Annotated in this window: 25 protein-coding genes; 10 read left to right on the top strand and 15 right to left on the bottom strand. The window is 72.7% G+C overall.

All coding sequences use genetic code 11. The annotated features are described in order from the left end of the window. Positions 1-152 precede the first annotated feature (152 nt). From ACRX5S_RS38625 to ACRX5S_RS38585, 9 genes are all read right to left on the bottom strand, one after another. Entirely contained in the window at positions 153-956 is an 804-nt protein-coding gene (locus ACRX5S_RS38625) for an ABC transporter permease (RefSeq protein WP_436777945.1), read from the bottom strand. After that, on the bottom strand, positions 937-1,872 hold the full coding sequence (locus ACRX5S_RS38620) for a 2-aminoethylphosphonate ABC transporter permease subunit (RefSeq protein WP_436777944.1): 936 nt from the start codon (positions 1,870-1,872) through the stop codon (positions 937-939). The genes ACRX5S_RS38625 and ACRX5S_RS38620 overlap by 20 nt, the downstream gene beginning before the upstream one ends. Further along, entirely contained in the window at positions 1,869-3,014 is a 1,146-nt protein-coding gene (locus ACRX5S_RS38615) for an ABC transporter ATP-binding protein (protein WP_436777943.1), read from the bottom strand. Before ACRX5S_RS38615 ends, ACRX5S_RS38620 begins: the two co-directional genes overlap by 4 nt. A 99-nt stretch (positions 3,015-3,113) precedes the next feature. After that, positions 3,114-4,235, bottom strand: coding sequence for a 2-aminoethylphosphonate ABC transporter substrate-binding protein (locus tag ACRX5S_RS38610; protein WP_436777942.1), 1,122 nt, complete (start codon positions 4,233-4,235; stop codon positions 3,114-3,116). Positions 4,236-4,306: 71 nt separating this feature from the next. Continuing rightward, positions 4,307-5,005 carry a phosphonatase-like hydrolase gene (locus tag ACRX5S_RS38605; protein ID WP_436777941.1) on the bottom strand — a complete coding sequence of 233 codons (699 nt, stop codon included), beginning with the start codon at positions 5,003-5,005 and terminating at the stop codon, positions 4,307-4,309. A 164-nt stretch (positions 5,006-5,169) separates the two neighbouring features. Continuing rightward, positions 5,170-6,300: a TIGR03364 family FAD-dependent oxidoreductase gene (locus ACRX5S_RS38600; protein WP_436777940.1), complete on the bottom strand. Its 1,131-nt coding sequence runs from the start codon at positions 6,298-6,300 to the stop codon at positions 5,170-5,172. A 253-nt stretch (positions 6,301-6,553) separates the two neighbouring features. Continuing rightward, entirely contained in the window at positions 6,554-7,357 is an 804-nt protein-coding gene (locus ACRX5S_RS38595; protein WP_436777939.1) for a GntR family transcriptional regulator, read from the bottom strand. Positions 7,358-7,411: 54 nt separating this feature from the next. Beyond that, the gene (locus ACRX5S_RS38590; protein WP_436777938.1) at positions 7,412-8,656 is read right to left on the bottom strand and encodes a glycosyltransferase; all 1,245 of its coding nucleotides are present in this window, start codon (positions 8,654-8,656) and stop codon (positions 7,412-7,414) included. 20 nt (positions 8,657-8,676) lie between these two features. Further along, positions 8,677-9,243 (bottom strand): TetR/AcrR family transcriptional regulator, encoded by a 567-nt coding sequence (locus ACRX5S_RS38585; RefSeq protein ID WP_436777937.1) that lies wholly within the window; start codon positions 9,241-9,243, stop codon positions 8,677-8,679. Positions 9,244-9,349: 106 nt separating this feature from the next. On the opposite strand from ACRX5S_RS38585, the gene ACRX5S_RS38580 reads away from it, so the two are divergent. From ACRX5S_RS38580 to ACRX5S_RS38570, 3 genes are all read left to right on the top strand, one after another. Next, on the top strand, positions 9,350-9,775 hold the full coding sequence (locus ACRX5S_RS38580; protein ID WP_436777936.1) for a nuclear transport factor 2 family protein: 426 nt from the start codon (positions 9,350-9,352) through the stop codon (positions 9,773-9,775). Positions 9,776-9,879: 104 nt separating this feature from the next. Further along, positions 9,880-10,635 (top strand): MerR family transcriptional regulator, encoded by a 756-nt coding sequence (locus ACRX5S_RS38575; RefSeq protein ID WP_436777935.1) that lies wholly within the window; start codon positions 9,880-9,882, stop codon positions 10,633-10,635. A 569-nt stretch (positions 10,636-11,204) separates the two neighbouring features. Then, the gene (locus ACRX5S_RS38570) at positions 11,205-11,423 is read left to right on the top strand and encodes a hypothetical protein (RefSeq protein ID WP_436777934.1); all 219 of its coding nucleotides are present in this window, start codon (positions 11,205-11,207) and stop codon (positions 11,421-11,423) included. A gap of 77 nt (positions 11,424-11,500) precedes the next feature. Here ACRX5S_RS38570 and ACRX5S_RS38565 read toward each other — a convergent pair whose 3' ends face one another. Beyond that, positions 11,501-12,193, bottom strand: a complete 693-nt coding sequence (locus tag ACRX5S_RS38565) for a TetR/AcrR family transcriptional regulator (protein ID WP_436777933.1) — start codon at positions 12,191-12,193, stop codon at positions 11,501-11,503. Positions 12,194-12,282: 89 nt separating this feature from the next. On the opposite strand from ACRX5S_RS38565, the gene ACRX5S_RS38560 reads away from it, so the two are divergent. The 3 genes from ACRX5S_RS38560 to ACRX5S_RS38550 are packed head-to-tail and all read left to right on the top strand — an operon-like array spanning position 12,283 to position 14,083. Then, complete coding sequence (locus ACRX5S_RS38560) at positions 12,283-13,197, top strand: LLM class F420-dependent oxidoreductase (RefSeq protein ID WP_436777932.1); 915 nt, start codon at positions 12,283-12,285, stop codon at positions 13,195-13,197. Then, positions 13,194-13,550 (top strand): hypothetical protein, encoded by a 357-nt coding sequence (locus tag ACRX5S_RS38555; protein WP_436777931.1) that lies wholly within the window; start codon positions 13,194-13,196, stop codon positions 13,548-13,550. Before ACRX5S_RS38560 ends, ACRX5S_RS38555 begins: the two co-directional genes overlap by 4 nt. Beyond that, entirely contained in the window at positions 13,547-14,083 is a 537-nt protein-coding gene (locus tag ACRX5S_RS38550) for a Dabb family protein (RefSeq protein WP_436777930.1), read from the top strand. Before ACRX5S_RS38555 ends, ACRX5S_RS38550 begins: the two co-directional genes overlap by 4 nt. A 133-nt stretch (positions 14,084-14,216) precedes the next feature. Here the strand turns inward: ACRX5S_RS38550 and ACRX5S_RS38545 are convergent, their stop codons facing one another. From ACRX5S_RS38545 to ACRX5S_RS38530, 4 genes are all read right to left on the bottom strand, one after another. Continuing rightward, positions 14,217-17,828, bottom strand: coding sequence for an AAA family ATPase (locus ACRX5S_RS38545; RefSeq protein ID WP_436777929.1), 3,612 nt, complete (start codon positions 17,826-17,828; stop codon positions 14,217-14,219). Next, positions 17,825-19,087, bottom strand: a complete 1,263-nt coding sequence (locus tag ACRX5S_RS38540) for a metallophosphoesterase family protein (protein ID WP_436777928.1) — start codon at positions 19,085-19,087, stop codon at positions 17,825-17,827. Before ACRX5S_RS38540 ends, ACRX5S_RS38545 begins: the two co-directional genes overlap by 4 nt. Positions 19,088-19,256: 169 nt before the next feature. After that, entirely contained in the window at positions 19,257-19,775 is a 519-nt protein-coding gene (locus ACRX5S_RS38535) for a transglycosylase family protein (protein WP_436777927.1), read from the bottom strand. A 142-nt stretch (positions 19,776-19,917) separates the two neighbouring features. Then, positions 19,918-20,397: a hypothetical protein gene (locus tag ACRX5S_RS38530; protein WP_436777926.1), complete on the bottom strand. Its 480-nt coding sequence runs from the start codon at positions 20,395-20,397 to the stop codon at positions 19,918-19,920. Between the two features lie 193 nt (positions 20,398-20,590). Here ACRX5S_RS38530 and ACRX5S_RS38525 point away from each other — a divergent pair, with 193 nt between their 5' ends. Continuing rightward, positions 20,591-22,369: a phosphatase PAP2 family protein gene (locus tag ACRX5S_RS38525; RefSeq protein WP_436777925.1), complete on the top strand. Its 1,779-nt coding sequence runs from the start codon at positions 20,591-20,593 to the stop codon at positions 22,367-22,369. 21 nt (positions 22,370-22,390) lie between these two features. Further along, complete coding sequence (locus ACRX5S_RS38520; protein WP_436777924.1) at positions 22,391-22,795, top strand: DUF5655 domain-containing protein; 405 nt, start codon at positions 22,391-22,393, stop codon at positions 22,793-22,795. Positions 22,796-22,830: 35 nt separating this feature from the next. On the opposite strand, the gene ACRX5S_RS38515 is transcribed toward ACRX5S_RS38520, so the two are convergent. After that, positions 22,831-23,400 carry a GNAT family N-acetyltransferase gene (locus tag ACRX5S_RS38515; RefSeq protein WP_436777923.1) on the bottom strand — a complete coding sequence of 190 codons (570 nt, stop codon included), beginning with the start codon at positions 23,398-23,400 and terminating at the stop codon, positions 22,831-22,833. Positions 23,401-23,576: 176 nt separating this feature from the next. Here ACRX5S_RS38515 and ACRX5S_RS38510 point away from each other — a divergent pair, with 176 nt between their 5' ends. Both ACRX5S_RS38510 and ACRX5S_RS38505 read left to right on the top strand, forming a co-directional pair. After that, positions 23,577-25,673, top strand: a complete 2,097-nt coding sequence (locus tag ACRX5S_RS38510) for a bifunctional glycosyltransferase 87/phosphatase PAP2 family protein (protein ID WP_436777922.1) — start codon at positions 23,577-23,579, stop codon at positions 25,671-25,673. 133 nt (positions 25,674-25,806) lie between these two features. Beyond that, positions 25,807-26,331 carry a hypothetical protein gene (locus ACRX5S_RS38505; protein ID WP_436777921.1) on the top strand — a complete coding sequence of 175 codons (525 nt, stop codon included), beginning with the start codon at positions 25,807-25,809 and terminating at the stop codon, positions 26,329-26,331. Positions 26,332-26,422 lie beyond the last annotated feature (91 nt).

The raw sequence follows: 26,422 nt of genomic DNA, 5'->3' as shown, positions 1-26,422 counted from the left end.
GGTCGTGCTGGACACGACCGCCGCGCGCTCTCCGATGCCGCCGCCCAAGGTCTTCGACAAGCGCTGACGGGGTCATCGGCGCGGCGGGCTGACTGATGATGGTCAGGGAAGTGGCTATGCGTTGTCGTAGGGGCACTCGACGACAACACGGTTCATTTCCGGGATTCTTCTACGCGGCCCTTCAGCATTCCGACGACTACGAGCAACAGCAGCGTCGCCAACAGCAATGTCAGGGTCACGGCGGAGCCGAGAAGTACCTTGCCCCGGTCGGTCAGGGTGAACACCGAGACGGGCAGAGTCCGCCAGTCCGCCGGGTAGATCATGATCGTGGCGCCTACCTCGCCCATCGAAAGCGCGAGGGAAAGGCTCGCGGCCGCCGAGATCGAGGGCAGGAGCATCGGCAGGCGGATGCGCAGCAGCACCCGGAGCGGGCTCGCGCCCAGGCTTGCGGCTACGTGCGCGAACGTGCGGTCCGTGCGGTCGAGTCCGGCCGAGACGGTGGCGTAGGCGAAGGCGACGACCAGCACGGCGTGAGCGGCGATCACAATCCACTTGGTGCCGTTGAGCAGCAGCGGGCCGTCGCTGAACGCGACCAGCATGCCGAGGCCGACCACGACCGAGGGCACCGCGACCGGAAGGTGCAGCAGGGCGTCGGTGATGCGGCGTACCTGACGCGGGGCACCGCGGGCGGCGATCGCGGCCCACGTGCCGACGACCACCGCGATCAGCCCGGCGGCCAGTGCCGTCTGGATGCTCACGACGAGCGAGTCGAGATTCGTTCCGCCGGTGGCGTCGCGGAAGTTCGCCGTGGTCCAGGTGGCCGGCAGCACGCTGTTCCAGTCGCCCGCGAAGGCCGCGATGACCAGGATGGCGAGCGGTCCCAGGATGACAGGGACGAAGACGACGGCGAAGAGCGCCCAGACGAACAACCGTCCGCTACGCGACCACACCAGCACGGGCTGCTCCTGTCCTTGCGAAGACGAACCGGTAGACGCCGTAGAGGGCCAGCGACAGCACGACCTCGACGACGGCGACCACGCACGCGCCGGGGTAGTCGAAGGTCACCGCGCCCTTGGCGTGCACGAGCATGGGCAGTGTCGTGACGTCCTTGGCGCCGATGAACAGGACGATGCCGAACTCGTTGAGGGTCAGCAGCAACGTCAGGCTGCCGCCGGCCGCGAGCGCGGGCAGGGCCTCGGGCAGCAGCACACGCCCGACCACCCGCAAAGGTCCGGCGCCGAGACTGGCCGCCACGTCGAGGCGTTCGCGCGGGACGAGTGCGAAGGCGGCGAGCAGTGGGCGCATCACGAACGGCGTGTAGAACGTGACCTCCGCGAGCACCACGCACCACGGCGAATAGAGGAAGCCCACCAGCGGCTGCCCCGCCCCGAGTTCCTCGGCGACGGCGTTGAATACGCCCGCGGTGCCGTACAGGAACGTGAACGCGAGGGCGATGAGAAAGGACGGGAAGGCCAGGATCGTGTCGACAAGACGCGAGATCAGACGCGCCCCGGGAAAAGGCACGAAAGTCAGCACGACGGCGAGGAAGAAGCCGAGTACGAGGCATCCGAGCGTGGCGAGCACCGCGATCTTCACGGTGTTCCACAACGCGTCGCCGAACTGAGGAGACGTCAGAACCGAATGCCAGACGTCGAATCCGACGTTGTCGTCCTTGTCGGTGAAGGACTGCTTCACGACGAGCGCGAGGGGATAGAGGAAGAAGCCCGCGATCAGGACGAGCGGGGGCAGGAGCCACAGGGCTCCGGCCAGGCCGCGGCGGGGCGCTTCGGCCACCGGGCCGTCGGCGGGTGCATGCTCCGGCGCGGCGCAACCCGGAGTCGGCGGGGACGGGGACGGGGCCGTCGCGGTCATGCCGCGCCCCCGGCGGGGACCAGCACGCAGGGCTCGGCGGGGAGGCATACCCCGACCGGCGCCCCCAGCGCGGGCACCCCGTCCATGGCCACGACGTCGCACCGCACTTCGGTGCCCACGGGGTCGTCGAGCACACAGGTGAGGCGGTACGTCGCGCCGCGCCACTGAGTGCCCGTCAGCACGCCTCGCAGCACGCCCGGTTCGTCCGGGGCCGCGATCGCCAGAACGTGCGGCCGGGCGACCAGCAGTGCCGTGTCGCCCTCGCCGAACGCCCGCGACGGGTCGACGGGCACCGTCAACGGCCCGATGCGGGCGCGGGCGTCGGGGGCGTCCGCGGGACAGGCGCCGACCACGCGTGCCGGAAGCAGGTTCGCGGCGCCCAGGAACGACGCGGTGAACTCGCTCGGCGGGCGCCGGTACAGGCGGTCGGTGGTGTCGATGTCGACGAGCCGCGCGTCGCGCATGACGGCGATGCGGTCGGCGAGTGCCAGCGCCTCGGTCTGGTCGTGGGTCACGTAGAGGATCGCGACGTCCGGCAAGTCCGCGCGCAGTTGCTGGAGTTCGTCGAGCAGGTCGGAGCGGAGGGTGGCGTCGAGCGCGGAGAGGGGTTCGTCCAGCAGCAGCACCGGCGGGCGGATGGCGAGCGCGCGGGCGATGGCGACGCGCTGCTGTTGGCCGCCGGAGAGTTCGCGCGGGTAGCGGCGGCCGTACGCGCCCATCCCGACCATGTCGAGTGCTTCCGCGACGCGCTTGGCGGTCTCGGCGCGGGACACACGCCGCGCGCGCAGGCCGAAGGCCACGTTGTCTGCGACGCGCATGTGCGGGAACAGAGCGTAGTTCTGCACCACGACACCGATGCCGCGCTTGTTCGGCGGCTCGTACGTGACGTCGCGTCCACCGAGCGCGACGCGTCCGGCACTCGGGCGGAGGAATCCGGCGACCGCCTTGAGCGCGGTGGACTTTCCGGAGCCGGACGGCCCGAGGAGGGCCACCGTCTCGCCGCGCGCGACCTGGAGGTCGAAGTCCGCGAGCGCGGTGACCTTGCCGTACGTGACGGTGAGTCCGGTGATGCCGATCGCGGGGGCTGCGGTGGCCGCCACGCTGCTGCCGGTGGGCGGTTTGCTCACCACACTGGTGTCCATGGCGGTTGCCTCCCTACTCGTTGTGGTGCGACTGCTGGGTGTGGGCGGGCGGCGGGTGTCGGCGCTGGGGATGTACGACCGCCGACACCCGCGCGCGCGTCAGCGTCCGACGGCCTTGTTGTACGCGGCGATGTCGGCGTCGAAGTCCTTGACGACCTGGTCCCAGTCGGGCGTGTGGATGTCGACGCCCTGCATGAGCGCGGCGATTTCGGCACCGTTGGCGTCGGCCGGCTTCACGTCGTCCCGGACGGGCAGGCCGCGCGCGTCGGTGCTGAGCGCGGTCTGCGACTCGGCGGAGAGCAGGAAGTCGAGGAGCTTCTGCGCCGCTTCGGGGTGCGGCGCACCCTTCACCACGCCCGCGTAGTACGGCAGCGCGACCGTGCTCTTCTTGCCGGTGTCGTCGGCCGGGAACCAGATCTTGAAGTTCGATTTGTCGTTGTGGATCGAGCCCAGGTTCATCTGCACGTCGCCGTTGGCCACGCTCAGTTCGCCCTTGCTGGTCTTCGGCTGGAGCTTGCCGGTCGAGGACGACGGGCCGACGTTGTTCTTCTCAAGCTGCCTGAGGTAGTCGAGGGCGCCCTCCTTGCCGTAGATGTGCTGGAGTTGCAGCAGTACGGCGGTGCCGTCGCCGGCCTGGCCGGGCGTCGAGTATTGGAGGCGCTTGTCGAACCGGCCGTCCAGCAGGTCCTTGAACGTCGCCGGCGCGGGCTTGGCCTGGTCGGGGTTGTAGATCCAGGACAGGTAGTTGTTGCTGATCGCCGTGTACTTGCCGCCCGCGTCCTTGGACGCCGCGGGAACCTTGTCGGCACACGCGGGGGTGTAGGGCTGGAGCAGGTCCGCGCCGACCGCGCGCTGGATGAACGGCGGGAGCGTGACGGCCAGGTCGGCCTGCGTGTTGGTCTTCTCCTTCTCCATGCGGGTGATCACCTCGCCGGAGCCGGACTCGACGATCTGCACCTTGATGCCGGTCTGCTTCTCGAACTCCGCGAAGCGCTTGGTGTACCAGTCGGCAAGGCCGTCGACGGAGTACACGGTCACGGTCTTCGCGTCGGTGGGTGCCGTGTTGCCCTTCTCGGCGCACGCGGGCGCGCCGGACGCCGCGGCCTGCGCCGACTTGGGGTCACCGGCACTGGTCGTGCTGTCGGAACCGGTGCCGCCGCATGCCGTGGCGGCGAGCGCGACCGCGCCGAGTATGGCGGCCGTGCCGGGATACCTGCGCATCGGACTGTCCTTCGCTTCGTCGGGGAAGTCGGGGAGGGGGTCGGAAAGGGGGTCGTGGCTTGGATTGCCCGTCAGGGCCGGGCGAACGCCGGGTCGCCGAGGACCACGGCCGGCAAGTTTCGTACCGAGTCCAGGACATGGGTGGCCCCGGCAGCTTCGAGGGCGGCGCGGTCGTGGGCGCCGGTCAGGACGCCCGCCGCCACCGAGGCACCGGCGCGCAGGCCGCACAGCACGTCGAAGGCGGTGTCCCCGGCGGTCGCGACCGCCCGTACGTCGTCAACTCCCAGGCGCAGCAAGGCGGTCAGGACCAGGTCGGGGTACGGGCGGCCCCGTCCCGCGTCGGCGGGGCACAGCGCCAGGTCGGCGACCGACGTCCAGCCGAGCGCCTTGAGGATCGCCTGCTGCGTGTCGCCGCCGAACCCGGTCGTGAGCGCGACCTTGACGCCCGCCGCGCGGAGTTCGGCGATGGCCTCCTCGGCACCGGGGACGGGGGCGCAGGCGCCTCCGGCGACGAGGTCGCCGTACGCCGCCTCGAACGCCGCGTTCGCCGCCTGTGCCCTGGCCTCGTCGCGGTCGAGCAGCGCGCGGAACACGCTGATCTTGCTCTCGCCCATCGTGTCGTGGACGTACGCCAGCATGCGCGCGTGGTCGTCGCTCCCCTCGGCGACACCGACCGACGCGATGGCGCGGGTGAAGGCGGCGACGACCAGGCCGTCGTCGGCGACGGTGGTCCCCGCCATGTCCAGGACCACGAGTTGAGTGCGCGTCATGGCTTGTCTCCGTCCGATTCCGTCGGTGTGCCAGGGGGTGGGGCGTCAGGGGGTGGGGTGCCAAGGGATGAGGGGTCAGGGGGTGAGGTGCCAAGGGGTGAGGTGACAGGTGCGGGCAGGTCGTGTCCGTGCCGATCACTTCGAGCAGGCCGCATGGACTCCGCTCAGAAGCCCGCGCGTTCGGCCGTGTCCTCGGCGATCGCGGGCGAGCAGGTCATGCCGCGGCCGCCCGGTCCGGTGACGAGCCAGGCTCCGGGGGCGACTTCGCGGCGGTGCACGATCGGGTCGCCGTCCTCGGTGGTCTGCGCGTAGACCCCGGCCCAGCGGCGGCGGATCGGCGGCAGCGGGCGGCCGAGCAGGTCCTCGGCGACGCGCGCGAGGTGGTCGTAGGGGCCGCTCACGACGTCGAACGCGAAGGGCTCGGCGTACTCGTGGGTGTCGCCGATCGTGAGCGAGCCGTCCAATCGCTGCACCATGAGGAGCTGCATCTTGTGCTCGGCCGCCACCGCGCCCTGCGGGCGGGCGGCCGCCAGCCGGTCCAACTCCGGTCCCCGGTAGGCCGGGTAGTAACGGAAGCTGTCGCCGTCCGCGACGGCGGTGGGCAGCGGTTCGCCGAGCGGGTCGGTCTGCATCATCTGGAGCCGGACGCGGCGCACCGGCGCGGCGGGTTCGAGTTCGCGCACCAGTCCGGTGAGGTTCGCGCCGGGGCAGAGCAGCACGCGGTCGGCGCCGTGCCGGTCGCCGTGGTCGTCGCGTACGCCCGTCGCACCGGCCGCGAGCAGATCCCGTACCTCGCGGCCGGGGAGCCAGGCGTACCGCCCGCTCGCCGCGAGTGCGTCGCGAAGCGCGGGCAGGGTGACGCGCGACTCGACCGCGCCGTCGCGCTCGCACCACAGTGCGGCCTCGAAGGTGCCACGCAGCGCGGGGTTGAGGCCGCGGGCCTCGGCGGGGCCGAGCAGCTTCAGCCCGCGCTCGGTGGCGTCGGGGAGAGTCAACGCGGCCTCGGCGACCGCGAGTTCATCGGCGTTGCGGCAGACCGTCAGGGATCCGGCGGGACGGAAGCCGACGCCGGGGACCTCGGCGCCGATCTCCTCCCACAGCTCGCGGGCGCGGACGGCGGTGCGGAGTTCGGCTCCGCCGGCGCGGCCGCCGACCCAGACGAGGCCGAAGTTGCGGACCGAGGCGCCGCGCGCTTCGCGCTCGCGCTCAAGGTGGACGACATGGTGTCCGCGCCGAACCGCCTGCCACGCGTGCATGGTGCCCAGCACGCCACCTCCGACCACGACTATCCGCACGGCGCGCCTCCCGGCTGTTCATGTCCGGGACCGTTCTCCCGGCTGGACGGTGACCAGCGTGCGCGTGGTCGGTGCCGAGAATGCGGAGGCCGTGTGTCCCCCGCGTGAACACGGCATTAAGGTCCGGACCTGTTACCTTTTCGTTATCGACTCGGCCGACAAAGGGGACGGAACTGTCCCTGCCGGCAAGGGTCTCGGTGCTCTGTGCGGCAATTGACCTGACCGGCGATCAAGTCCGGCCGAGGGCCAACGCTCAGGTCGCCGCGCGGAGGCGGGTGGCGAAGCCGATGCGGTCGCCGCGGAAGAGTTGGCGTACGCGCTCGATGGGGACACCGTCGGGGTCGTACGAAGTGCGCATTGTCAGCAGCATCGGAAGCGCCGGGTTTGTCCCCAGCAGCAGTGCCTCGCGCGGCGCCGCGAGCACCGTCTCGACGGTCTCGTCGGCCTCCGCGAACACGACGCCCAGGTCCTCCTGGAGGCACCGGTACAACGACTCCTCGGGGCGCAGCACGTCCAGGATCGTCGGGAAGCGGTCAAGGGAGAGGTAGGTGCTCTCCAGCCCTATCGGCTCGTCGTCGGCGAGCAGCACGCGCTCAAGGTGCACGGTCAGGTCGCCCGGCCGCAGGCCCAACCGCTCGGCGAGGTCGGGCTGCGCGACGTGGTGTTCGACGGTGACGACGCGCCGCCCGGGCGTCATGCCCATCGAGCGCACCGACTCGGTGTAGCTGGCGAGGCTGAGCGGCTGGACGAGCTTGGGCGGGGCGACGTAAGTCCCACGGCCGCGGGCCGAGCGCAGGCGTCCCTCCATCACCAGGTCGGCGATGGCGGAGCGCAGGGTGCTGCGCGCGACCGCGTATTCGGCGGCCAGTTCGCGTTCCGGCGGCAGCAGCGCGTCCTCGCCGAGTTCGTCCATGAGGCCGAGGAGCCGCATCTTGACGGCGTACGACTTGGGCACGCGGCCGTGCTCCGGGGTCCCGTCGCGGTACGGGCGCGCGGTCGAGTCCGGCGGCGCGGGCGTGAGGGGGAGCAGAGGACGTACGGGCGGCTCGGCGGACATGGCCCGAGCCTAGGCCGTATCAGAGTGTTACCGGCCGTCCGACCGGTGACCCGGTCATTCGCGCGAGGATTCCGGCGCTGACGTCTCCGGGGCGGCCGTCGATCCCGGGGCCGGGTAGGTGCGGCCCTTCCATGCTGCGCCGCGGCCGCGTGCGTGTTGGATCGCGGAGTCGACGGTCATGCCCAGATAGAGCGTCGCGGCGAAGGGCAGCAACAGCGCCTCGTAGGACGGGCGTCCGTAGTAGCGGACCATCGGCACGTAGGTCGCGGTCATCAGCGCCCAGACGCCGGCGCCGAGGAGCGCGAGTGGCCACGCGCCCGCGGCCACCCCGACGACCAGGGCCACCGGAGCGGCGAGGTAGACGAACGCGAGGCCGAAGACCGTACCGGCCAGCAGCAGCCAGGAGTGCCGCAGTTGGGCAAAGGCGCTGCGCGAGACCATGCGCCACAGGTCGGCGAGCGCGGGGTACGGCCGGACGCTGTCGACGTGCACCGGCCACCACTCCGTAGCGTGGCGGCGCGGCGGGTCGGCGAGGACCAGGCGGATGCGGCCGCCGCCGCGCTTGACCAGCGTGCCGAGTGAGACGTCGTCGATCACCGCGTCCCGGATCGCGTCGATGCCGCCGGCCTCGGCGAGCGACGTGCGGCGGACCAGGACGCATCCGCCCGCGGCCGCCGCGGTCCTGGCGCCGTGCCGGTTGACCCGGCGGAACGGGAAGAGCTTGCCGAAGAAGTACACGAACGCGGGCACGATCAGGCGCTCCCACCTGGTGGCCACGCGGAGGCGGGCCATGACCGAGACCAGGTCGAGGCGTTCGTCGGCGGCCTCGGCGGTCAACCGGGCGAGGGAGTCCGGCGCGTGCGCGATGTCGGCGTCGGTGAGCAGCAGGAACTCGGCATCCCCGGCCAGTTCGACGCCGTGCCGGACCGCCCACAGCTTGCCGGTCCAGCCGCGCGGCGGCGGTCCGGGGGTGGTGACGGTGAGCGGCAGGCGGGCGCCGGGCGCGTCGCCGAGGGTCCGGGCGAGGGCGCCGGTGCCGTCGGTGCTGCCGTCGTCGACGAGGATCACCCGGGCGGATCCGGGGTAGTTCTGCGCGAGCAGGGTGGGCAGCGAAACGCCGATGACGTCCGCCTCGTCGCGGGCCGGGACGACGACGGCGACCGACGGCGGTTCGGCGGGCGGCGTACGCGAGCCCCGTGCCGCGAGGCGGGTGTCGGTCCGCCAGAAGCCGCCGTGTGCCAGCGCGAGGTACACCCATGCGGCGCCGGACAGCGCGGTGATCCACAGAAGCACGTCCACGGAGCACAGCCTGTCAGGCGTCAGGTCGCGGCGCTCGTACCCTTTGCCGTGGTGGCGAGCACCACGGCGGCCCGGTAGGCGCTGCGCGCCGGCTCCGGCCCCGGGTCGAGCGCGGCGGTCGTGATGGCGCCCTCGACGAGCAGCACGAGCTGGTCGGCCAGTTCCGTACCGCCGCCCGCGTGGTCGGCGACCTCGCCCAGGACCTCGCGGAGCGCGCGCTTGTGCCCGCGCACTATGTCGACCACGGCATCGGACGCGTGCCCGAGCTCGCCGAAGGCGTTGACGAACGCGCAGCCCCGGAAGCCCGGTTCGCGGAACCAGTCGGCGAGCCAGTCGAACACCGCGCGGAGCGGGTCATCGGGGGCCTCGGCCGCGGCGGCCCGCAGGTCGCCGATCCACCGGCCGTCGCGGCGCGCGAGATAGGCGGCGACCAGGTCGGCCTTCGCCGGGAAGACGCGGTACAGGCGCTTGAGCGGCACGCCGGAGGCGGTCCGGATCTCGTCCATGCCGACGGCCTGCACGCCGCGGGCGTAGAACAGCGCCTCGGCGGTGTCGAGGAGGCGGTCGCGGGCTTCGGTGTCGTCCACCGGTTTCCTCCTTGCGCCGAGAACGGTCGTTCTCTACATTAGCGCGCACAAGGTCGCGAGAACGACCGTTCTCGCACTGGGGACCCCCGTCGACCGAGGAGCCGCCGTGAGTGCCGTACGCCCGCCCGTCCCGCCGTTCACCGAAGCCACCGCCCGGGCGAAGGTGCAGGCCGCCGAGGACGCCTGGAACACGCGCGACCCGGAACGCGTCGCGCTCGCCTACACCGAGGACTCCGTGTGGCGGAACCGCGACCGGTTCCTGGTCGGGCGCGCCGAGATCCGCGCGTTTCTGGCCGAGAAGTGGGCGCGCGAACTCGACTACCGGCTGCGCAAGGAGCTGTGGGCGTACACCGGCAACCGCATCTCGGTGCGGTTCGAGTACGAGTGGCACGACGCCGACGGCCAGTGGTGGCGGAGCCACGGCAACGAGCAGTGGGAGTTCGACGACGACGGGCTGATGCGGCGGCGCGAGGCGAGCATCAACGACATCCCGATCAGGGAGGACGAACGACGCCTCACCGAACACGCTTGACCTTGCCGTCGCGTCAACTTCTAGCGTGGGAAGCACGGCCGGAGCACCGGCCGGGATGGTGCCGGTCGTGCGCATCCGCCCGCACGACACCCGTGGAGGCCGCCGTGAGCTGGACGATCGCCGAGGTCGCGCGGATGTCGGGGGTCACGTCGCGCACACTGCGGCACTACGACGCGATCGGGCTGCTGCCGCCGGCGTACGTCGGCCGCGGCGGCTACCGCCACTACGGCGAGGCGGAGCTGCTGCGCCTTCAGCGGATCCTCGTGCTGCGCGAACTGGGCATGGGGCTGGACGCCATCGCGGCGGTCCTCGCCGAGGGCGGCGACGAGACGGCCGCGCTCCGCGCGCACCTCGCGGAACTGACGCGCGAGCGGGACCGGCTGGCGCGGCTCGTCCGCACGGTCGAGCGGACCATCGCCGAGCATACGAAGGAGGCGACGATGACGCGCAGGGATCCGGAGGCGTGGTTCGACGGGTTCGAGCCCGACCGATATGAGCAGGAGGCCCGCGAACGCTGGGGCGACGAGGCCGTGGACGAGTCGCACCGACGCGTCGCACGCCTCGGCGACACCGAGAAGCGGGCGCTCCAGGAGCAGTTCGAGGCAGTCGTCACACGCATGGCCGCGCTGCTGGACGAGGGCGTCCCGACCGACGACCCCCGCACGCTCGACGCCGTCGCCGACCACTACCGCTGGCTGTCGGCTTTCTGGACTCCGGACGCCGACGCCTACAGCGGCCTGGGCCGCCTCTACGTCGACGACCCGCGGTTCCAGGAGGTCTACGACACCACCCGCCCCGGCCTGGCCGCGTATCTGTCGGACGCCATGACCACGTATGCCGTGACCCACCTCGTCGACTGACACCCGAGGAAGAGGCGCGCGACGCAGCAGGGAACGAGATGAAGCAGGCGAAACCGGAGCCCTGACGGCGTCTGAAGCGCCGGCCGAGATCGGGATGAGGCTGGACTCGGGTCCGACGAGGCCCCGGCTGGGCCGCACGGGCCGACGAATTCCCCCGTCGAAGCGGAACGCGCGCACACGGCCGGCTTGCCCGTCGGCACCCGCGCGACACACCGGTGAGGGGTGGTTTGCGGGGCCGTCGTCCGGTCGCGCCGGGGCGGCTGGTCGCGGGGGCGAGCAGTTGGGGGGTGGGCAGGCGCCTCTGCCTCCCGCTGCCCATGCCGTGCCGCACGCCCGCGGCGCGGCCGGGTGGCGAGGGATCGGCCCCGGCGGGTGAGCGGACTGCCGGCGGCGGGGTTCGGGGGACGTTGGGCCGTTTGGCGGGTGGGGAGTGGTTCTTATGGATGAATCGGTGGTTTATCACTCAAATGCCCTCAAGGCGGGTGGGTGGCGAGCCGAAGGTACCGACGCGGGGGTCTGTAACGGCCGACGTGGTCGCGATGGCCACCGGCCAGAAGGGCGGTGCCCTCATGGGTGATACCAAGTCCAAGTCGTGGGGCCAGGGATACCCGGTCGGGACACGCGTGCGTGTCCAGGTCGGCCTGAGTGCGGGTGAGCTGGGTGAGGTGGCGGACGTCTACGGCGACGCCCACCGGCCCCCGATCGCCCCCTTCCGCTGGTACGGCGTGCGTCTGGTGAACGGGCTGCGCCCGCTCTACCGGCACGACGAGCTCAAGCCCGTGCACTGAAACCCTGAGGGGCCCGAAAGGCCCGCCTCAGGGCAGGGCCGATACGCGGACACCCGCCCACGACGCGGAAGCGCCCGCTAGTACGGTCCCGGCGCCGTCAACATCGCGACGACGACCCGGACCAGGTCGGCCCGGAACGCCGCACCCTCAACCGGTCGCGGCCGTCCCGCCTGGACGTGCCGCGCCCGGTCGGCGAAAGCGGAGCCGACCAGCATCACCATCAGCTCGACCCGTTCGTTCGCCAGCGCCTCGGGGACGCCGCCGGCCCGGACCAGTCCGGCGATGCGGGTGAACACCCCCCACAACACGCCCCCGGCCAGCGTCTCGTGCGGGCGGCCGTCCCGGAACCCGGTCTCGTGCGCCAGTTGGGTGACGATCCGCAGGCAGTCCCGCCCGCTCTCGTCCCGCAGCTCGGACGCCTCGGCCTCGACGTACGCGCCGACGAGCCGTGTGAGTTCCGTCGCCCCGGCCGCCTCCCCCGCGCCGGGTTCGCGCGACTGCGCCAGGCCGATTTCGAGAGCGTGCTCGACGCGCGCCTTGTGTTCCGCGAGGATCGCCCGCAAAAGCCCGTCCCGGGACCCGAAGTGGTAGTGCAGCGCCGAGGAGTTGGCCTGACCGGCCCGCTCGGTGATGTCCCGGGTCCGCGCCCCGTCCACGCCGTGTTCGGCGAACAGCTGCTCCGCCGCGCGCACCAGCCGACGCCGCGTCGTCTCCGCCGCCGTACGCGTCCGCCCGCGTCCCGCCGACGCCTCGGTCGGTCTTGTAGTCACGCCCACAACCGGATATTAATCGATCCCATTAGACAGCCGTCCCAGCACCGCGCACCGGGCGCGGCACAGCACCAAGGGGGAGGATCCCCATGCTCAGACTCGGCATGATGGCACCGTTCGCGGACGGATTGATCACTTCCGGCGGTTTCCTGCGCGACTTCGCCGGAACGCTGGAAGAGTGCGGCGTGGAATCCCTCTGGACCGTGGAACACGTGGTCATCGCGGAGAACTACGAACCGCTGTACCCCTATTCGGAATCCGGCCGTACGCCGAGCGGCGGCGAGAACGTCCCGATGCCCGACCCGCTGGAGACCATCGCATTCCTGGCCGGGGCCACCGGCACGCTGCGTTTCGGCACCGCGATGGTCGTCGCCCCGCTGCACAGCCCTGTGGTGCTCGCCAAGCGCGTCGCGACGATCGACCGGCACTCCGACGGACGCCTGATGCTGGGCCTGGGCATCGGCTGGCAGAAGGAGGAGTACGCCGCCGTCGGCGCGCCGTACGCCGACCGAGGCCGGCGCCTGGAGGAGACCATCGGCGCGATGCGGGCGCTGTGGGCCGACGCCCCGGCCTCGTACGAGGGGCGGCACGTGTCGTTCAGCCGGCTCAACTCGCTCCCCCGCCCGGCATCCGGAGCCGTGCCCGTCGTGCTGGGCGGCAACAGCGACCCGGCGGTGGGGCGGGCGGGCCGTATCGGCGACGGGTGGTTCCCGTACACGATCACCCCGGAGGACTTCGCGGCCCAGGCCGACCTGCTGCGTCGCACCTCGGCCGAGGCGGGCCGGGACGCCGACGCGGTCGAGATCACCGCGTGGCCCGGAAGCTGCGACCGCACCCGCGAGAACGACCCGGCGTGGGTCCGCGGCTACACGGAGAACGGCGCCACGCGCCTGGTCATCGCGCCGCGCATCGCGGGCGACGACGGTCTGCTCGGCCCGCGCGGCCTGGATGCCCTGCGCGACCAGATCGCCCGCTACCGCGACGAAGTCCTGGACAAGCTGTGACGGCCGTGCAGGCGGGACCGCCGGTGCGCATCCACGACACGGTCGTGCTGCACCGCGGCGACGTCGAGTCCTGGACCGAGCGGCTGCACCGCGAGTACGCCCCGGGCGCGGCACGCCGCGGGCTCGCGCTCGACTCGGTCGCGCACGAGCACGTGGGGACGGACGCCGTCGCCGTCCACATCCTGTGGACACTGCCCGGCGTCCGCGCGTTCTTCGGCATGCGCGCGGCCGCGGGCACGGACCCGGCGGTCGCGGCGTTCTGGTCCGCCACCGACAAGATCGCGGTGCGACGCGAGCGGCATGTCACGGCCGTGGACCCCGCACCGGCCGCGCACGCGGAGGTGCCCGCATGACCCGCTGGGTGGCGCTCGCCCCCGCCGACGCGCCGGTCCCGGACGGCGCGGTCGGCGGCCCCGACCTGCCCGGGAGCGTCGGCGGCACCGGAGCCACGTGGGACTACACCGGCGACCGACCGCCCGTCGGGGCGTCCGAGGCGGTGGCTCTGACACCCGTACGCGCCAAGGCGGTCGCGCTGGACGGGCGCCGCGTGAAGCGCACCCTGCTGCTGACCGTGCGCGCGGACGCCGACCCGGAGGCCGTCGCCCGGTTCGAGGCGGACCTGACGGCCATGCCGGACCACATCTCCACGATCCGGGGCTGGGCACTGAGCCGCGTCGACCAGGACCGGTCGCCGTCGGTGTGGACGCACGTGTGGGAGCAGGAGTTCGCCGACGTCGAGGGGCTGAGCGGCGAGTACCTGACGCACCCGTACCACTGGACGTACGTCGACCGCTGGTTCGACGGCGAGGTGCCGGGGTCTATCGTGGCGCCGCGCCTGGCCCACGTCTTCCGCTGGACGGAGGGTCCGGTGCTGGGCCTGGATTGAGCCTCGGGGAGCTTGCGGCACCGGGGTCGCGAACCCGCTCGGGGACCAGCGAATCGGCCGACAGATCCGCCGATCGACGCATCGGTCGCCGAATCGCTCGGCCTCCGGCGGGAGTTGCCGACCCCGGTGCCGTTCAGTTCGCGGAAAACCCCGGCAACTCGTGGACGTGCGCCCTCCCTTGCGGCAGCGCGGCGCGGGCCAGGTCGCCCAAGTGCGCGTGATGGGTGAACAGCACGACCTGGAAGCGGTCGGCCATCGCGTCCAGCACGGTGAACAGCGCCCGCGTGCGGCCGTCGTCGAACGTCATGGCGATGTCGTCCAGGATCAGCGGCATCGTGCGGTCGGCGTCCGCGTAACGTTCCAGCGTCGCGAGCCGCAGGGCCAGGTAGAGCTGGTCGCGGGTGCCTTCGCTCATCGCCTCGACCGGGACGGGCTCGGCGTCCGGGCCCGCGCCCGCGCGGCGTGCCTTGAGGACCGGACTGCCCTTCTTCGGCTCGGTCTCGGTCACCAGCTCGGCGAACCGGCCGCCGGTGAGCGCGGCGAACAGGTCCTGGGCGCGCATCAGCACCGGGTCCTGGTTGTCCCGGCGGTACTCCTCGATGCAGCGCTGGAGCACCACGCGCGCGAGTTCGAGGCGCACGTACTGCTCGACGTCCACGGCCAGCTCCGCCACCTGGGCGGACGCCGCCTCCTGTGCCTGGGCGGCGCGCGCCGAGTCGTCGATGGCCGCCAACACCTGGCGGACACGCCCCAGTTCGGTGCCCGCGGTGTCGTACGCCGCCTGCGCCCGCTCGACATCCGTGGCCAACTGGAGCAGCTCCGCGTCGAGATCGGCGGGGCTCCAGTCCCCGGCCAAGCGCTCCAACTCCGCGACGGGCATCCCACTGTCCCGCAACAGCCCTTCGACGGCCGCCAGTTCGTCTCCGGTCGTGCGCAGGGCGAGAGTGCGCGCCACCGCGTCGCGCAGCGCCTTCTCGTCGGCCACGCCCGCCGCCTCGACCAGCGCCGCGAGTTCGCGTTCGGCGGCGAGCGCGACCGCCTCGCCGTTCTCGATCCGCCGTCCGAGCCGTTCGGCCTGCCCGGCGTGCAGTTCGCGGGCGTCGCGCGCGGCGCGGGCCCGGGACAGCGCCGCATGGTGCTCGGCGACCTGGGTGAACCGGGCGTCGCCCGCGGCCGGTTCGCTCTGCCAGGCGGTGGCCAGCAGGGTGGTCAACCGTCCGTCGAAGTCGGTGACACGGGCCGCCGATTCGTCGCGGCGGCGGGTGGCCTCCGCGACCGCCGACGCCTTGCGTCCGACCTCGGCGAGGGTGTCGACGGCGGCGGCCAGGCTCTCCGGGTCGTAGCCGTCCAGGTCCAGATCGCGGACGACGTCGGCCCAGACCGTCTCCCACTCCGCGCGGGCCTTCTCGGCCCGGGCGAGGTCGGTGCGGGCGTCGTCGCGGTCGGCGGCGGCGGACTGCTCTCCCGCCTGGGCTTGTTCGCGAGCCCGCAGTGCGTCCTCCACCGCGGTGACGCGCAGGTCTGCGAGGCCGGTCAGCTCGCGGAGTGCGGTGGCCGCGGTAGATTCGCCGGACTTCGCCAACTCGTCGTGGAAGCGGGCGACAAGCTCCGCCTCCTGGGTGCGCAGCGCGCGCAGAGCACGCTCTGCGTCGGCGGATTCACCAGCCAGCTCGGTGAGTTCGGCGATGCCGTCGAGCAACTGGCCCGCGGCGGCGGCCTCGGGGACCGCGACGCCGAGCGCGGTCCACTCGGTCCACAGCCCGGCCCAGTCGGCCGCGGCCTGCTTGCCGCGCTCGACCAGGACCGCCTGTTCGTCGGTCAGGGACACCATGAGAGCACGGTCCTGCCGTACGCCCACTTCGAGTTGCAGGCGGCGCACCGACTCGCTCGCCTGGCGGCGGATGCGGTCGGCCAGGTCGTCGGCGCGGGCGACCGCGCGCTCGAACGCGTCGGCGGTTTCGTCGGCCGGGGCGGCGCCGACCGTCGCCGCGTCGGCGGTCCCAACGTCGGCCGTCGCAGCAGCGGCGATCCCACTGTCTGCCGTGGCTCCGTCAACGGTCGCACCGCCGACCGTCGCACCAAGTGCCCCCGCACCGACGCCCGCGCCCCCGGCCCGCACAAGCGCCCACAGCGCATCGCGTTCGGCGCGGGCGGCACGCAGCTCCTCGTCCGTCGGGGGCGGGTCTCCGCGCAGGAGGACTTCGAGGTCCGCTTCGGCGGTCTTGAGGCGTTCCGCGGTGTCCTCGCGCCGGCCCGCCACGGCCTCGCTCTCGGCACGCAACTTGTCGGTGCGCGCACGGTGTTCGGTGATCAGGTCGCGGGCCGGGCGCGGCAGCCGCGCCGCGTCCTCGTCACCGACTGCCGCCAGGCCGTGCCGGGCCCGGACCGCCGCGGCCTTCGCAGTGGTCTCGGCGAGACTCCGCTCGTGCCGGGAGATGTCGGCGACGAGGGCTTCGGGAACCGCGCGGAGCAACGCACGCAGCGCTTCGGCGTCCCCCGCCGAGGGCATCGCGTCCAGCGCGGCCCGCGCGTCTGTCCACTTCGCCTCGCGGCGTTCGACCTGCTCGCGGGCCGCGGCCAGGGCGGTGTCCCGCACGGTGAGCTCCCGGCGCAGCCCGGCGATGCGCTCGGCGACGCCCGGGCCCAGCGCGTACGCCTCCGGATCATCGAGCAGGCGCCCGGGGCGGACCCGGTCGAGGAGCTCCTGCGCCTTCCGGCGCAGCTCCCACAACTCCTCGTCGGCGCGGGCGAGTTGCACGGAGGCCTCGCGCACCGCGCTGACGTCAGCGTGCAGTTCCTCGATGGCGTCGGCGTGTTCGAGGTGGACCGTGTCGACTTCGAGTGCGGCCAGTTCCGCTTCGGCCTCGCGCAGGGCCGCGCGGTCGTGCTCGGTGTCGGTACGGGCCTGCCGCAGACGCTGGGTGAGGCGTTCGAGTTCGTCGACGACGTCGTCACCCACGACCGGTCCGGCGGCCGCCAACCGGTCCCGCTCGGCGCGCAGTTCGGACCGCAGCAGAAGTTGCGGCAGCGCCGCGCGCACCTGGCCGAGGCGGGCCTGCCGGGCCCTGGCCTCGCGCAGGTCGCCTTCCAGGCGTCCGTACTCCTCCTCGGCCCGCGCCACCGCCTTCTCCGCGACGGCGAAGTCCCGGGGCGCCAGCTCGTGTTCCCTGACCTCGCGGCGCAGTTCGCCGAGACGCTTGAGTGCCGAGTTGATCTTGCGCTTGCTGTTCGGGCGCCACAGTTCGCCGGACTTCTCGATGAGCGTGTTCTGTACGTCGGCGAGCCTGCTGCTGGAGCGCGACTCGAACAGCGCTCGCCCCACGTCGCCCTTGCCGTCCAGCAAGTCCTGGCCGCCCGCCCGCAGTTCATCGTGGTCCATGGCGAAGACCGCGGCGAACTCGTCCGCCGCGATGTCGGCGAGGACGCGGACCAGCTCGGCGTCGGGGATCGGGGTTCCGTCGGGCGCGCAGAGCGCGTTCTTGAGCCGCTTGTGCCGGACGATCTCCAGCGCCCTGCCCCGCGCGTCGCGCAGCAGGCCGCCGAGGCGCATCTCGGACATGGCGTGCACGAAGTCGAAGGTGCTGCGGTGGTCGATGCCGTACAGGAGTTGTCCCACGGCGTAGCGGGCGGTCGACTTGCCGGCCTCGTTCGGGCCGCTGACCAGGTGCACGCCGGGGGCGGACAGGTCGAGGCGGCGGTCCGTGAAGCAGCCGAACGCGGTCAGGTCGAGCCGGTCGATCCTCACGCCGTCCACCCGTTCCCCTGGCCGCGTCCGCCGCCGACCATCGCGGCGAGGAGGTCGACCGCCTCACCGAACACCCTGGCCCGCCACTCCGGGTCGTCCACGCGCACGCCGTCGCCGTCCACCGTGGCGCCCACGCCGCGCAGGCCGGGCAGGCCGCGGATGAGGCGTTCGAGAGCGGCCTCGTCCTCCCCTATCGCGGTCGCGGTGGTACGCAGGTCGCCGAGCAGCCCGGCGAGTCCGCCCGCCGCGTCCGGGGCCACGGCGTGCGTGGTGGCCGTCCGCACCTTCTCGACCCAGACGTCGTCCAACTCGCCCGCCACCGAGCGAAGTTCGTTCTCGATGCGGTCGCGGTCGCGCCACAGCTCCTCGTGTGCGTCGGACGGGCCGACGAAGCTGACGCGCACCGCGAGCGGGAGGCCGTCGGCGCCGCGGACGGCCTCGCGCACGGCCTGTTCGGCGAGGCCGAGGGCCGCGTCGGCGTCGCCCGCCCGCGAACCGTCGACCTCGACATGCGCCCAGCGCACGACGTCGAGGTCGCGGTGCTCGGTGGTGAGGGCGGGGCCGTCCGCGGTGATGAGCGTGGCACCCTTGGGCCCCGTCTCGCGGGCGTGCCGCCCCTGGAGGTTGCCGGGGAAGACGATCCACGGATCGCCCGCGCGCACGACCTGCCGGGCGTGGATGTGGCCGAGCGCCCAGTAGTCGTAGCCGCGCGCGACCAGGTCCTCGACGCGGCACGGGGCGTAGGTCGCGTGGCCGTCGGCGCCTTCCAGCGCGGTGTGCAGCAGGCCGACGTTCAGGTAGCCGTCGCGGGCCTTGGGGTACGCCGCGGCCAGGTTGTCCATCACGGCCTGCTCGGCGAATCCCTGTCCGTGCACGGCCAGTCCGATGTCGTCGAACTCGACGGTCTCGGGGCGCGCGGTGCCGAAGCGGTGCACGTTGCCCGGCAGCCGCAGCTCCTTCGTGATGCGGCTCTGCGCGTCGTGGTTGCCGGCCACCATGCAGACCGGGATGTCCGCCTCGCGGAGCCGCTGCATCTGCGAGCCGAAGAAGAGGCCGGTCCGGTAGTCCTTCCAGTCGCCGTCATAGACGTCCCCGGCCAGGAGCACCGCGTCGACGTTCTCGTGCAGCGCGAGGTCGACGAGGTTCTCCAGCGCGCGGCGCACCGCGCCGCGGAACTCCTCGGCGGGTGCGCCCGGGTAGCGGGACAGCCCTTTGAGCGGGCTGTCGATGTGCAGGTCGGCAGCGTGCAACAGCTTCATCCGGCCGCTGACCCTCCATCCGGGCGGTTGATCCACGAGTCACCAAGGATAGGCGTCGCGGAGCCGGTCGCCGGGCGGTTTGCGGATTCACCGCCGTGATGTGCGGAGGGCCACGGCGGCAAGTGCCGCCGGGCGGCCGGGCCGCGTCTGCCGGATCGACAGATGCGACCTAGACCGGCAACTCCAGGCGCGTGCCCGGCAGGACGTGGTCCGGGTTGGGTCCGATGGCGTCGCGGTTCATCTGATAGACGGCGTTCCAACCGCCCGGCACCGAGAACTTGCGGGCGATCGAGGAGAGTGTGTCGCCCTGCTGGACCACGTAGCTCGTGGTGATCGGCACCGCGTACAGGTCGAGCTTGCGGGCGCACTGCGGCCAGGCGTCCCAGCCCTGCCAACGCAGGATCTTCTCGGCGACGGCGATCTGCTGGCGCTTGGTGGCCTGGTGCGGGAGCGCGGCGTACTCGCGGCCCCCGGCCTCATCCCAGGTGGACGGCAGGATCTGGAGCCCGCCGTAGTAGCCGTTGCCGGTGTCGATGTGCCACCGGCCGCTGCTCTCGCACATGGCGAGCCGGTCCCAGGTTGCGTCGGACACCGCGTGGGCGGGTGCCGCCGCGAGGAGCCCGGCGGTCAGGGACAGGAGGAGGACGGCGGTCAGGCGCGCCGATGATCGGACAATCATTCGGTACATGGATCCCGACGCTAAGCACGCCTGCGCCGCGGACCGCCGATTGTGCGCGCACCACGCCGTACGTTCACCCCGTCGGCCGAACACCCGGGGTGCCGCGCCCCGTTCGACCCGACCCGGCGGCCCGGCCCGTCGACCCCACCCGTCAGCCCAGGTCGCTGGGCAGGTCGAAGTCCGGCGGGATCAGGTCCGTGGGGATGTCGAGGTCGGACGGCACCAGCCCGCTCGGCAGCCCGCCGCCCGGCAGCTGCGGTCCGCCGGTCTGCTGCTGCTCGCCCGGCTTGGGGTCGTCGCCGCCGTCGTCCTTGCCCACCAGAATGATCACGGTCACGATGACCGCGACGGCGACGAGCGCGAGGACGACGGTGATGAGCGGATTGCGCCTGCGGCCGGAGGGCGGCGGCGGGGCGGGCTGGTTCGGATCGCCGTAGGGCTGCCCGCCGTAGGGCTGCTGCTCGTATTGGCCGTACGGCTGCTGTCCGTAAGGCTGTTGCCCGGGCTGTCCGGGCTGCTGCCCGTAAGGCGGCTGCCCCGGCTGCCCCGACGGCTGCCCTTGGGGCGGCTGGCCGTAAGGCTGCTGTCCATACGGTTGCTGTCCGTACGGCGGCGGTTCCTGGTGCGACACGTCTCCACTCCCCCACGACGACCGGCCCCCGTGCGCCGCGGCGCGTACCCGCACTCTGCCCGCATCTCCGCACTCTCATGCTGTCACGAACCGGGCCCGCCCGTCGGCCGAAGTCCCCGCGCACTGCCTCCTCTTGCACGGCTGAGGGAAGCTCCCGCCACTCGCGGACCCGCGCGTCGGTACCGTGGGGCGGATGAGTGGCCTGTCGGATCGTCGGATCGGGTCCGCGCAGGCCGACATGCCGATCCTCCGCGCGTCGGCGGTCGTCGGCGCGACCGCCCTGGTGCTGGTGTCGCCGCCGGGCCGCAGCGCGCTCGGCACCGCACCCCTGGTGTTCGCGGCGATCGGCCTGGTGCTGCTGGACGTTCTGCATCCCCGCGTCGGCCGGGCGCGCGGTGCCGCGACCGGACTCGCCGCGGTCTTCGACCCGGTCGCGCTCGCGGTGCTGCCACTGCTGTGGCTGACCGGACGACGGCGCCCCGCGCTGCTCGGCGGCGGCGTGGCCGTCGTCGGCATCGTCCCGGCCGTGCTCGCCGACGGGCTGCCCGGATCGTCGTGGCGCCCGCTCCTGACGGACCGATACCTCGCCGGCGACGATCCCGACGTGTCGCTGCGCGGCATGCTGCTGCGCATCGCCGGGCAGCACACGCACGGCGTGGTCGGCGCCGACACGCCCGTGATGACCCTGGCCTGGCTGCTGCTCGGGACCGCGGTCCTGGTGGTCGCCGCGCCGCGCGCCGCCCGGTTCCACCGGGAGGGCCAGCCCCTGCCGGCCGTCGCGGTGACCGGTGCCGCGGGGCTCGCGGTGCTGCCGGTGGCGTGGACGTACGAACTCCTCTGGCTGCTCCCCGCCGTCGTCGGCCGCGTCGGCGGACGCCCCGAGGACCGCCCCGTCTGGCCGATCCTGATCATCGTCGCGGCCACCGTCGAGCGGGACGTGGTCGATCCGCGCCTGGGCACGTCGCTGTCGGCGGTGTTCGGGAACGTGCCGACGCTGGTCGCGCTGGCCGCCGCGTGCGCGGTGCCTTTCCGGCACCGAGAGGACCCGTACTGGCGGATCCGCCGGGCCGCGCCGCCGCCGCTGCCACCCGGCCGCCGGGCGCTGCTGCCGGGCAAGGCGCGGCCGGTCACACGCCCCAATCTGGTGCTCGACCTGATGCTGATCCGGGCCGGGTACTGGGTCTACCAGAACATCCGCGGCGACCTGCGCACCTCGATCCCCGAGCAGCGCGAGCAGGCGGTCGAGAACGCCCGGCACATCATCAAGGTCGAGCAGTTCCTCGGCATCGACGTCGAGGCCGCGGTCAACCGCTGGTCGCTCAAGTCGACGCGGCGGTTCGAGTTGATGCTCGACTACTACCGCGAGCTGCACTACGTCGTGCCGGTCGCGGTGCTGGCCTGGCTCTACATATGGCACCCGACGCGCTACCGCGCCGCCCGGACCGTCCTGGCGGTCACCACCGGGCTCGCGCTGCTGGGCTACTGGCTCTACCCGCTGTGTCCGCCGCGGCTGTTCCCGGACAGCGGCATGATCTCCTCGCTGCCGGGCGGGCCGCGGAGCTTCACGGTGGCGGTCCACCTGGTGAACCCGTACGCCGCGATGCCGTCGCTGCACTTCGGCTGGGCGCTGTGGTGCGCGGTCGCGGTGGCCTGCGTCGCCCGGTCGCCCTGGCTCAAGGCCGCCGCCGCGCTCTACCCGTGCGCGACCCTGTACGTCATCGTGGGCACCGCCAATCACTGGATCCTGGACGCCGTCGGCGCGGCCCTCGCGGTCGGCGTCGCGGTCCTCGCCCAGCGTGCGTTGACCGGCCGCCGGCTGCGCGACCCCGTCCCGGCGTTCCAGGCCCGGCTGGGCACCGCGCCGGTGCCGCGACACGGGATGGCGGTCCCGCCGAAGACCCGCCCCGGCGTACCGGAGCCGCGTACCGTGGGCGCCGTGGGCGAATCGGATGAAGCGCTCACGTCACGGTGAATCCGGCGAATCGGAGACGTCATGGCACGGCCGCGAACCCGGCAGGAGATGCGGGACCCGGAATCCCCCACCGCGAGCGCCGACGACCTGCTCGCCGACCAGTACGGCGACCGACCGGCACTGCGGGCGGTGCTCGACGCGCTGCTGCTGGCCGGCACCGCGATCGGCGAGACCGCCGTGCGGGTGCGCGGCACGGACGTGACGCTGGTCGGTCCCAAGCGGCAGTACGCGCTGATCCGCGCGACCACGCGGGACCGCGTGGACCTGGGCCTCCGGCTGCCGGGCGCCCGGCTGGAGAAGCCGCTGCTGCCCGCCCGCGGGCTCGGCGACGACACCATCAACGTGCGCGTGCCGCTCGACAGCGTCGAGGACGTGGACGAGGCCGTCGAGGAACTGCTCGAGCGCGCGTATCAGGCCAACATCTGAGATGGCGGCAGCACCACCGCGCCCCGGCGGCCGCCTCAGGGTTTGGCGAGCGCCTTGACCAGCAGCTCGAACTCCAGGTCGGCGCGCTGCGGCAGACCGAAGCGCTCGTCGCCGTACGGGAAGGGCGACATCCGGCCGGTCCGCACGTACCCGCGCCGCACGTACCAGGCGATCAGGTCCTCGCGCTGCCGGATCACCGTCATGTGCATCTCGCCGCTGCCCCAGTCCGCGACCGCCGCGCGCTCGGCCTCGGCCAGCAGCGTCCGCCCGAGGCCGCCGCCCTGCCGAGCCGGGTCCACGGCGAACATCCCGAAGTACGCGACCCCCTCGGCGCGCCTCTCCAGTTGGCAGCAGCCGATCGGTTTGCCGTCGCGGACGGCGAGCAGCATCCGGCTGTCGGCTCCCTCGACCACGGCGGTGACGCCCTCGGGATCGGTCCGCTGACCCTCCAGCAGGTGCGCCTCGGTGGTCCAGCCCCGCCTGCTGGAGTCGCCGCGGTACGCCGACTCGATCAGCGCGACCAGGGCCGGAACGTCCTCGTGCGTCGCCTCGCGGAACTCGGTCGCGGCCCGGTCCTCAGGCCGACTTTCCGGCTGGTTTTCCATGTTCCTCCGTCCGCTGCGGCACGTTTCGGTTCTGCGGCTCGTTGTCCGCTGGTCGAGAATACGGGGGACGCCCCTGCGCCGCGGATGGTCGGCTTTTCCATCCGTCGGGGCAAATGACATGGTGTCCGGAGCGCGAAATCGGCATGGACCGTACGAACTACCAGGAGAAACGCCACATGACGCGGACGGGGGGCAAGAACCTAGCGGACATCCGGACCAGGATCCCCCTGGCTCCGGCGGCGCTGTGGATCCTCGCTGCGTCGCTCGCCGTCCGGCAGGCCGCCCACACGCTCAGCCTGCCTCCCGGACGACGCCTCGCCGACCTGGAGACCTGGCTCGGCACCGACGGCGTGCTGCACCTGCCGGGTTCGCTGTACGACGCGGACGCGCACGGCAAGCCCTTCTCCGGCACCCCGTTCGCCGGCCTGGTGCTGCGCCCGCTCACCAACGCCGCCGAACAGACGCTCGGCGTGGTCTGGACCATAGGCACCCTGCTGATCGTGGCCGCGGTCGGCGTCCTGGTGGCCCGCAGCATCACCGCCACGTCGAGCCTCCGGGCCCGCCTGCTGGCCGCCCCGGTGCTGATCTCGCTGATGGTGGTGTCGCTGCCGGTCCGCGGCAACCTCAGCCTCGGGCAGCTCAGCCTGCTCCCGGTCCTGCTCGTGCTGCCCGCGTGCCTGACGCGCGATCCCGGCAAGGGCGCGGGAGTCGCCGCGGGCGCCGCGATGGCCCTCCAGCCGGTCATGGTGCTGTTCGCGCCCTTTTTGTGGTTCACCGGACGCCGCACCGCGGCGCTGGCCTCGGCCGGGACGTTCGCCGCGGGGACCGCGCTGGCCTGGGCGGCGATGCCGGAGGACTCGTACAAGTACTGGGTGCACCACGTCGCGGGTGCGGGCCTGGGCGGCGTGCCCGACGCGCTGTCGAACCAGTCGCTGCACGGGCTGCTGCTGCGCCTCGGCCTCGAAGGCCCGGCCGAGTACGCCGTGCTGGTGGCGCTCGCGCTGCCGCTGATCTGGTTCGGCCTGCGCCGCGCGGTGGCGTACGCGCTGGACGGGCAGACCGTGCTCGGCGCCGCGCTGCTCGGCTGCGTCGTGGTCGCCGTCTCGCCGGTGTCCTGGCAGCACCAGCAGCTCTGGATCCTGCTCGCCGCGGTCGGCCGCCTGGGCAGGGCCCGCGCGGACCGCCTGGTGTGGCCGCTGATAGTGGCCGCGGTGATGGTCTTCCGCAGCGAGCAACTGCTGCCCGGCAACATGTCGGCGGCGCGCACGGTCGCCGACAACGCGCCTCTGCTGCTCGCGGTGCTGGCCGCGGTGGCGATGCCGTTCCTCAAGCGCTCCTCGCCGCACTGGGCGGCGCAGACCCCGGAGCTGGCCGCCCCGGGCCGCGCCCCCGGCCGCCGCGTCCCGCTGCTGCCGGACGCGCTGCGCGTACTGTCGCGGCCCAATCTGATACTCGAACTGATCCTGATCCGGGTCGGCTACTCGTTCTACTCCTTCATCCGCGCCTCGGTGCCGGACCAGCGCGCGGTGGCGGAGACGCACGGCCGCCAGATCATCGACATCGAGAAGTTCCTGCACATCGACATGGAGTACCGGCTCAACCACTTCACGGCCGGGCTCGACTGGCTCAAGGCGTTCAGCGGGTTCTTCTACGAGACGTTCCACTTCCTGGTGCCGCTGAGCCTGCTGGCCTGGCTGTACATAACGCGTCCGGCGCAGTACCGGTCGGCGCGGACCGTGCTGTGCATCGCCACCGCGACCGGGCTCATCGGGTTCTGGCTGTACCCGCTCGCCCCGCCGCGCCTGATGCCGGGCTACAACTACATCGACACCGTGCACGGCCCGCAGGACCTGGCGAATCCGGACTTCGGCGCGCTCACCAACGTGTCGAACCAGTACGCGGCGATGCCGTCGCTGCACGTGGGCTGGGCGCTGTGGTGCGGCCTGGTCATCTACTTCATGGCGCCGAAGGGGTGGATGAAGGCGCTCGGCCTGCTCTACCCGCTCACCACGACGTTCGTGGTCATGGCGACGGCGAACCACTACATCCTGGACGCGGTCGGCGGCGCCGCGGTCATCTCCATCGGCCTCGCGGTGCAGTACCTGTTGACCGGCCGCAGCGCGTTCGCGGACGCCGGGCCCGACACGCCGCCGGTGGCGAAGGCGCCGGACAAGGTCGTGGACGAGGCCGCGGACTCGGTCTCGAACAAGGTTCCGAACCAGGATCAGGATCCGAAAATTCACAAACAGCCCATCACTCGCGAATTGCGATGACACACCGAGGCATTGCCAAGGTTTTGCCCGCGCTCCCCGCAACCACCCGGGCAGTCGAGCGGTAGTCACGGTGGCCGATCCGGTTCCGGTCGGCCACCGTCCAGCGTTCGACTCTCGACATGCGAGGAGCACGATGACGCACTTCACGCGCCGCGTCGCCCAGTCCGCCCTGCTGATCGCCGCGGCGGGCATGGCGCCCCTGCTCGGCGCCTCCGGCGCGCACGCCGACTCGCCGTTGGGCGGCATCAGCGGGATGAACGGGCTGAGCACGCCGGACGCGACGACCGTCACCGACCAGGTCCCCGGCGCGACGCAGACGCTCACGGGCACCGGCAAGGCGGCCGGCAAGGCCGTGCAGAGCGGCGTCCCGGCGGCGGCCGAAGGGACGTCGAAGACCACCGGCAAGGCAGTCCCCGCGACCAAGGCGGTCGGTGAGGGCACCGCGGCCGCCACTCCGCCCGCCGCCGCCGTGACGCCGGACGCCGCCACGACCACGCCCGCGAAGGCCCCCGCCAAGGCGGCGTCCGCAGCTCCCGCCAAGGCCGCGCAGGCAGCACCTCCGGCGCCCGCCGCCCAGGTCAACGCCCCCGTCGCCGCCCCGGCCGCCCCGCTGCCCGGCCTCCCCGGCCTCGGCGGCGGACTCCCCGCGCTCGGCTGACGGGGCCCGGCGCGAAGCGCGCGGGTACGGCGGCGCCGCCGGTCATCGGCGTTGTCGCAGGCGGGGCTCGGACGGATGGCTCACCACGGAG

The organism is Yinghuangia sp. YIM S09857, from assembly GCF_051388915.1.
In the GTDB taxonomy this organism is placed as follows: Bacteria; Actinomycetota; Actinomycetes; order Streptomycetales; family Streptomycetaceae; genus Yinghuangia.
This window is presented reverse-complemented; position numbering and strand designations above follow the sequence as displayed.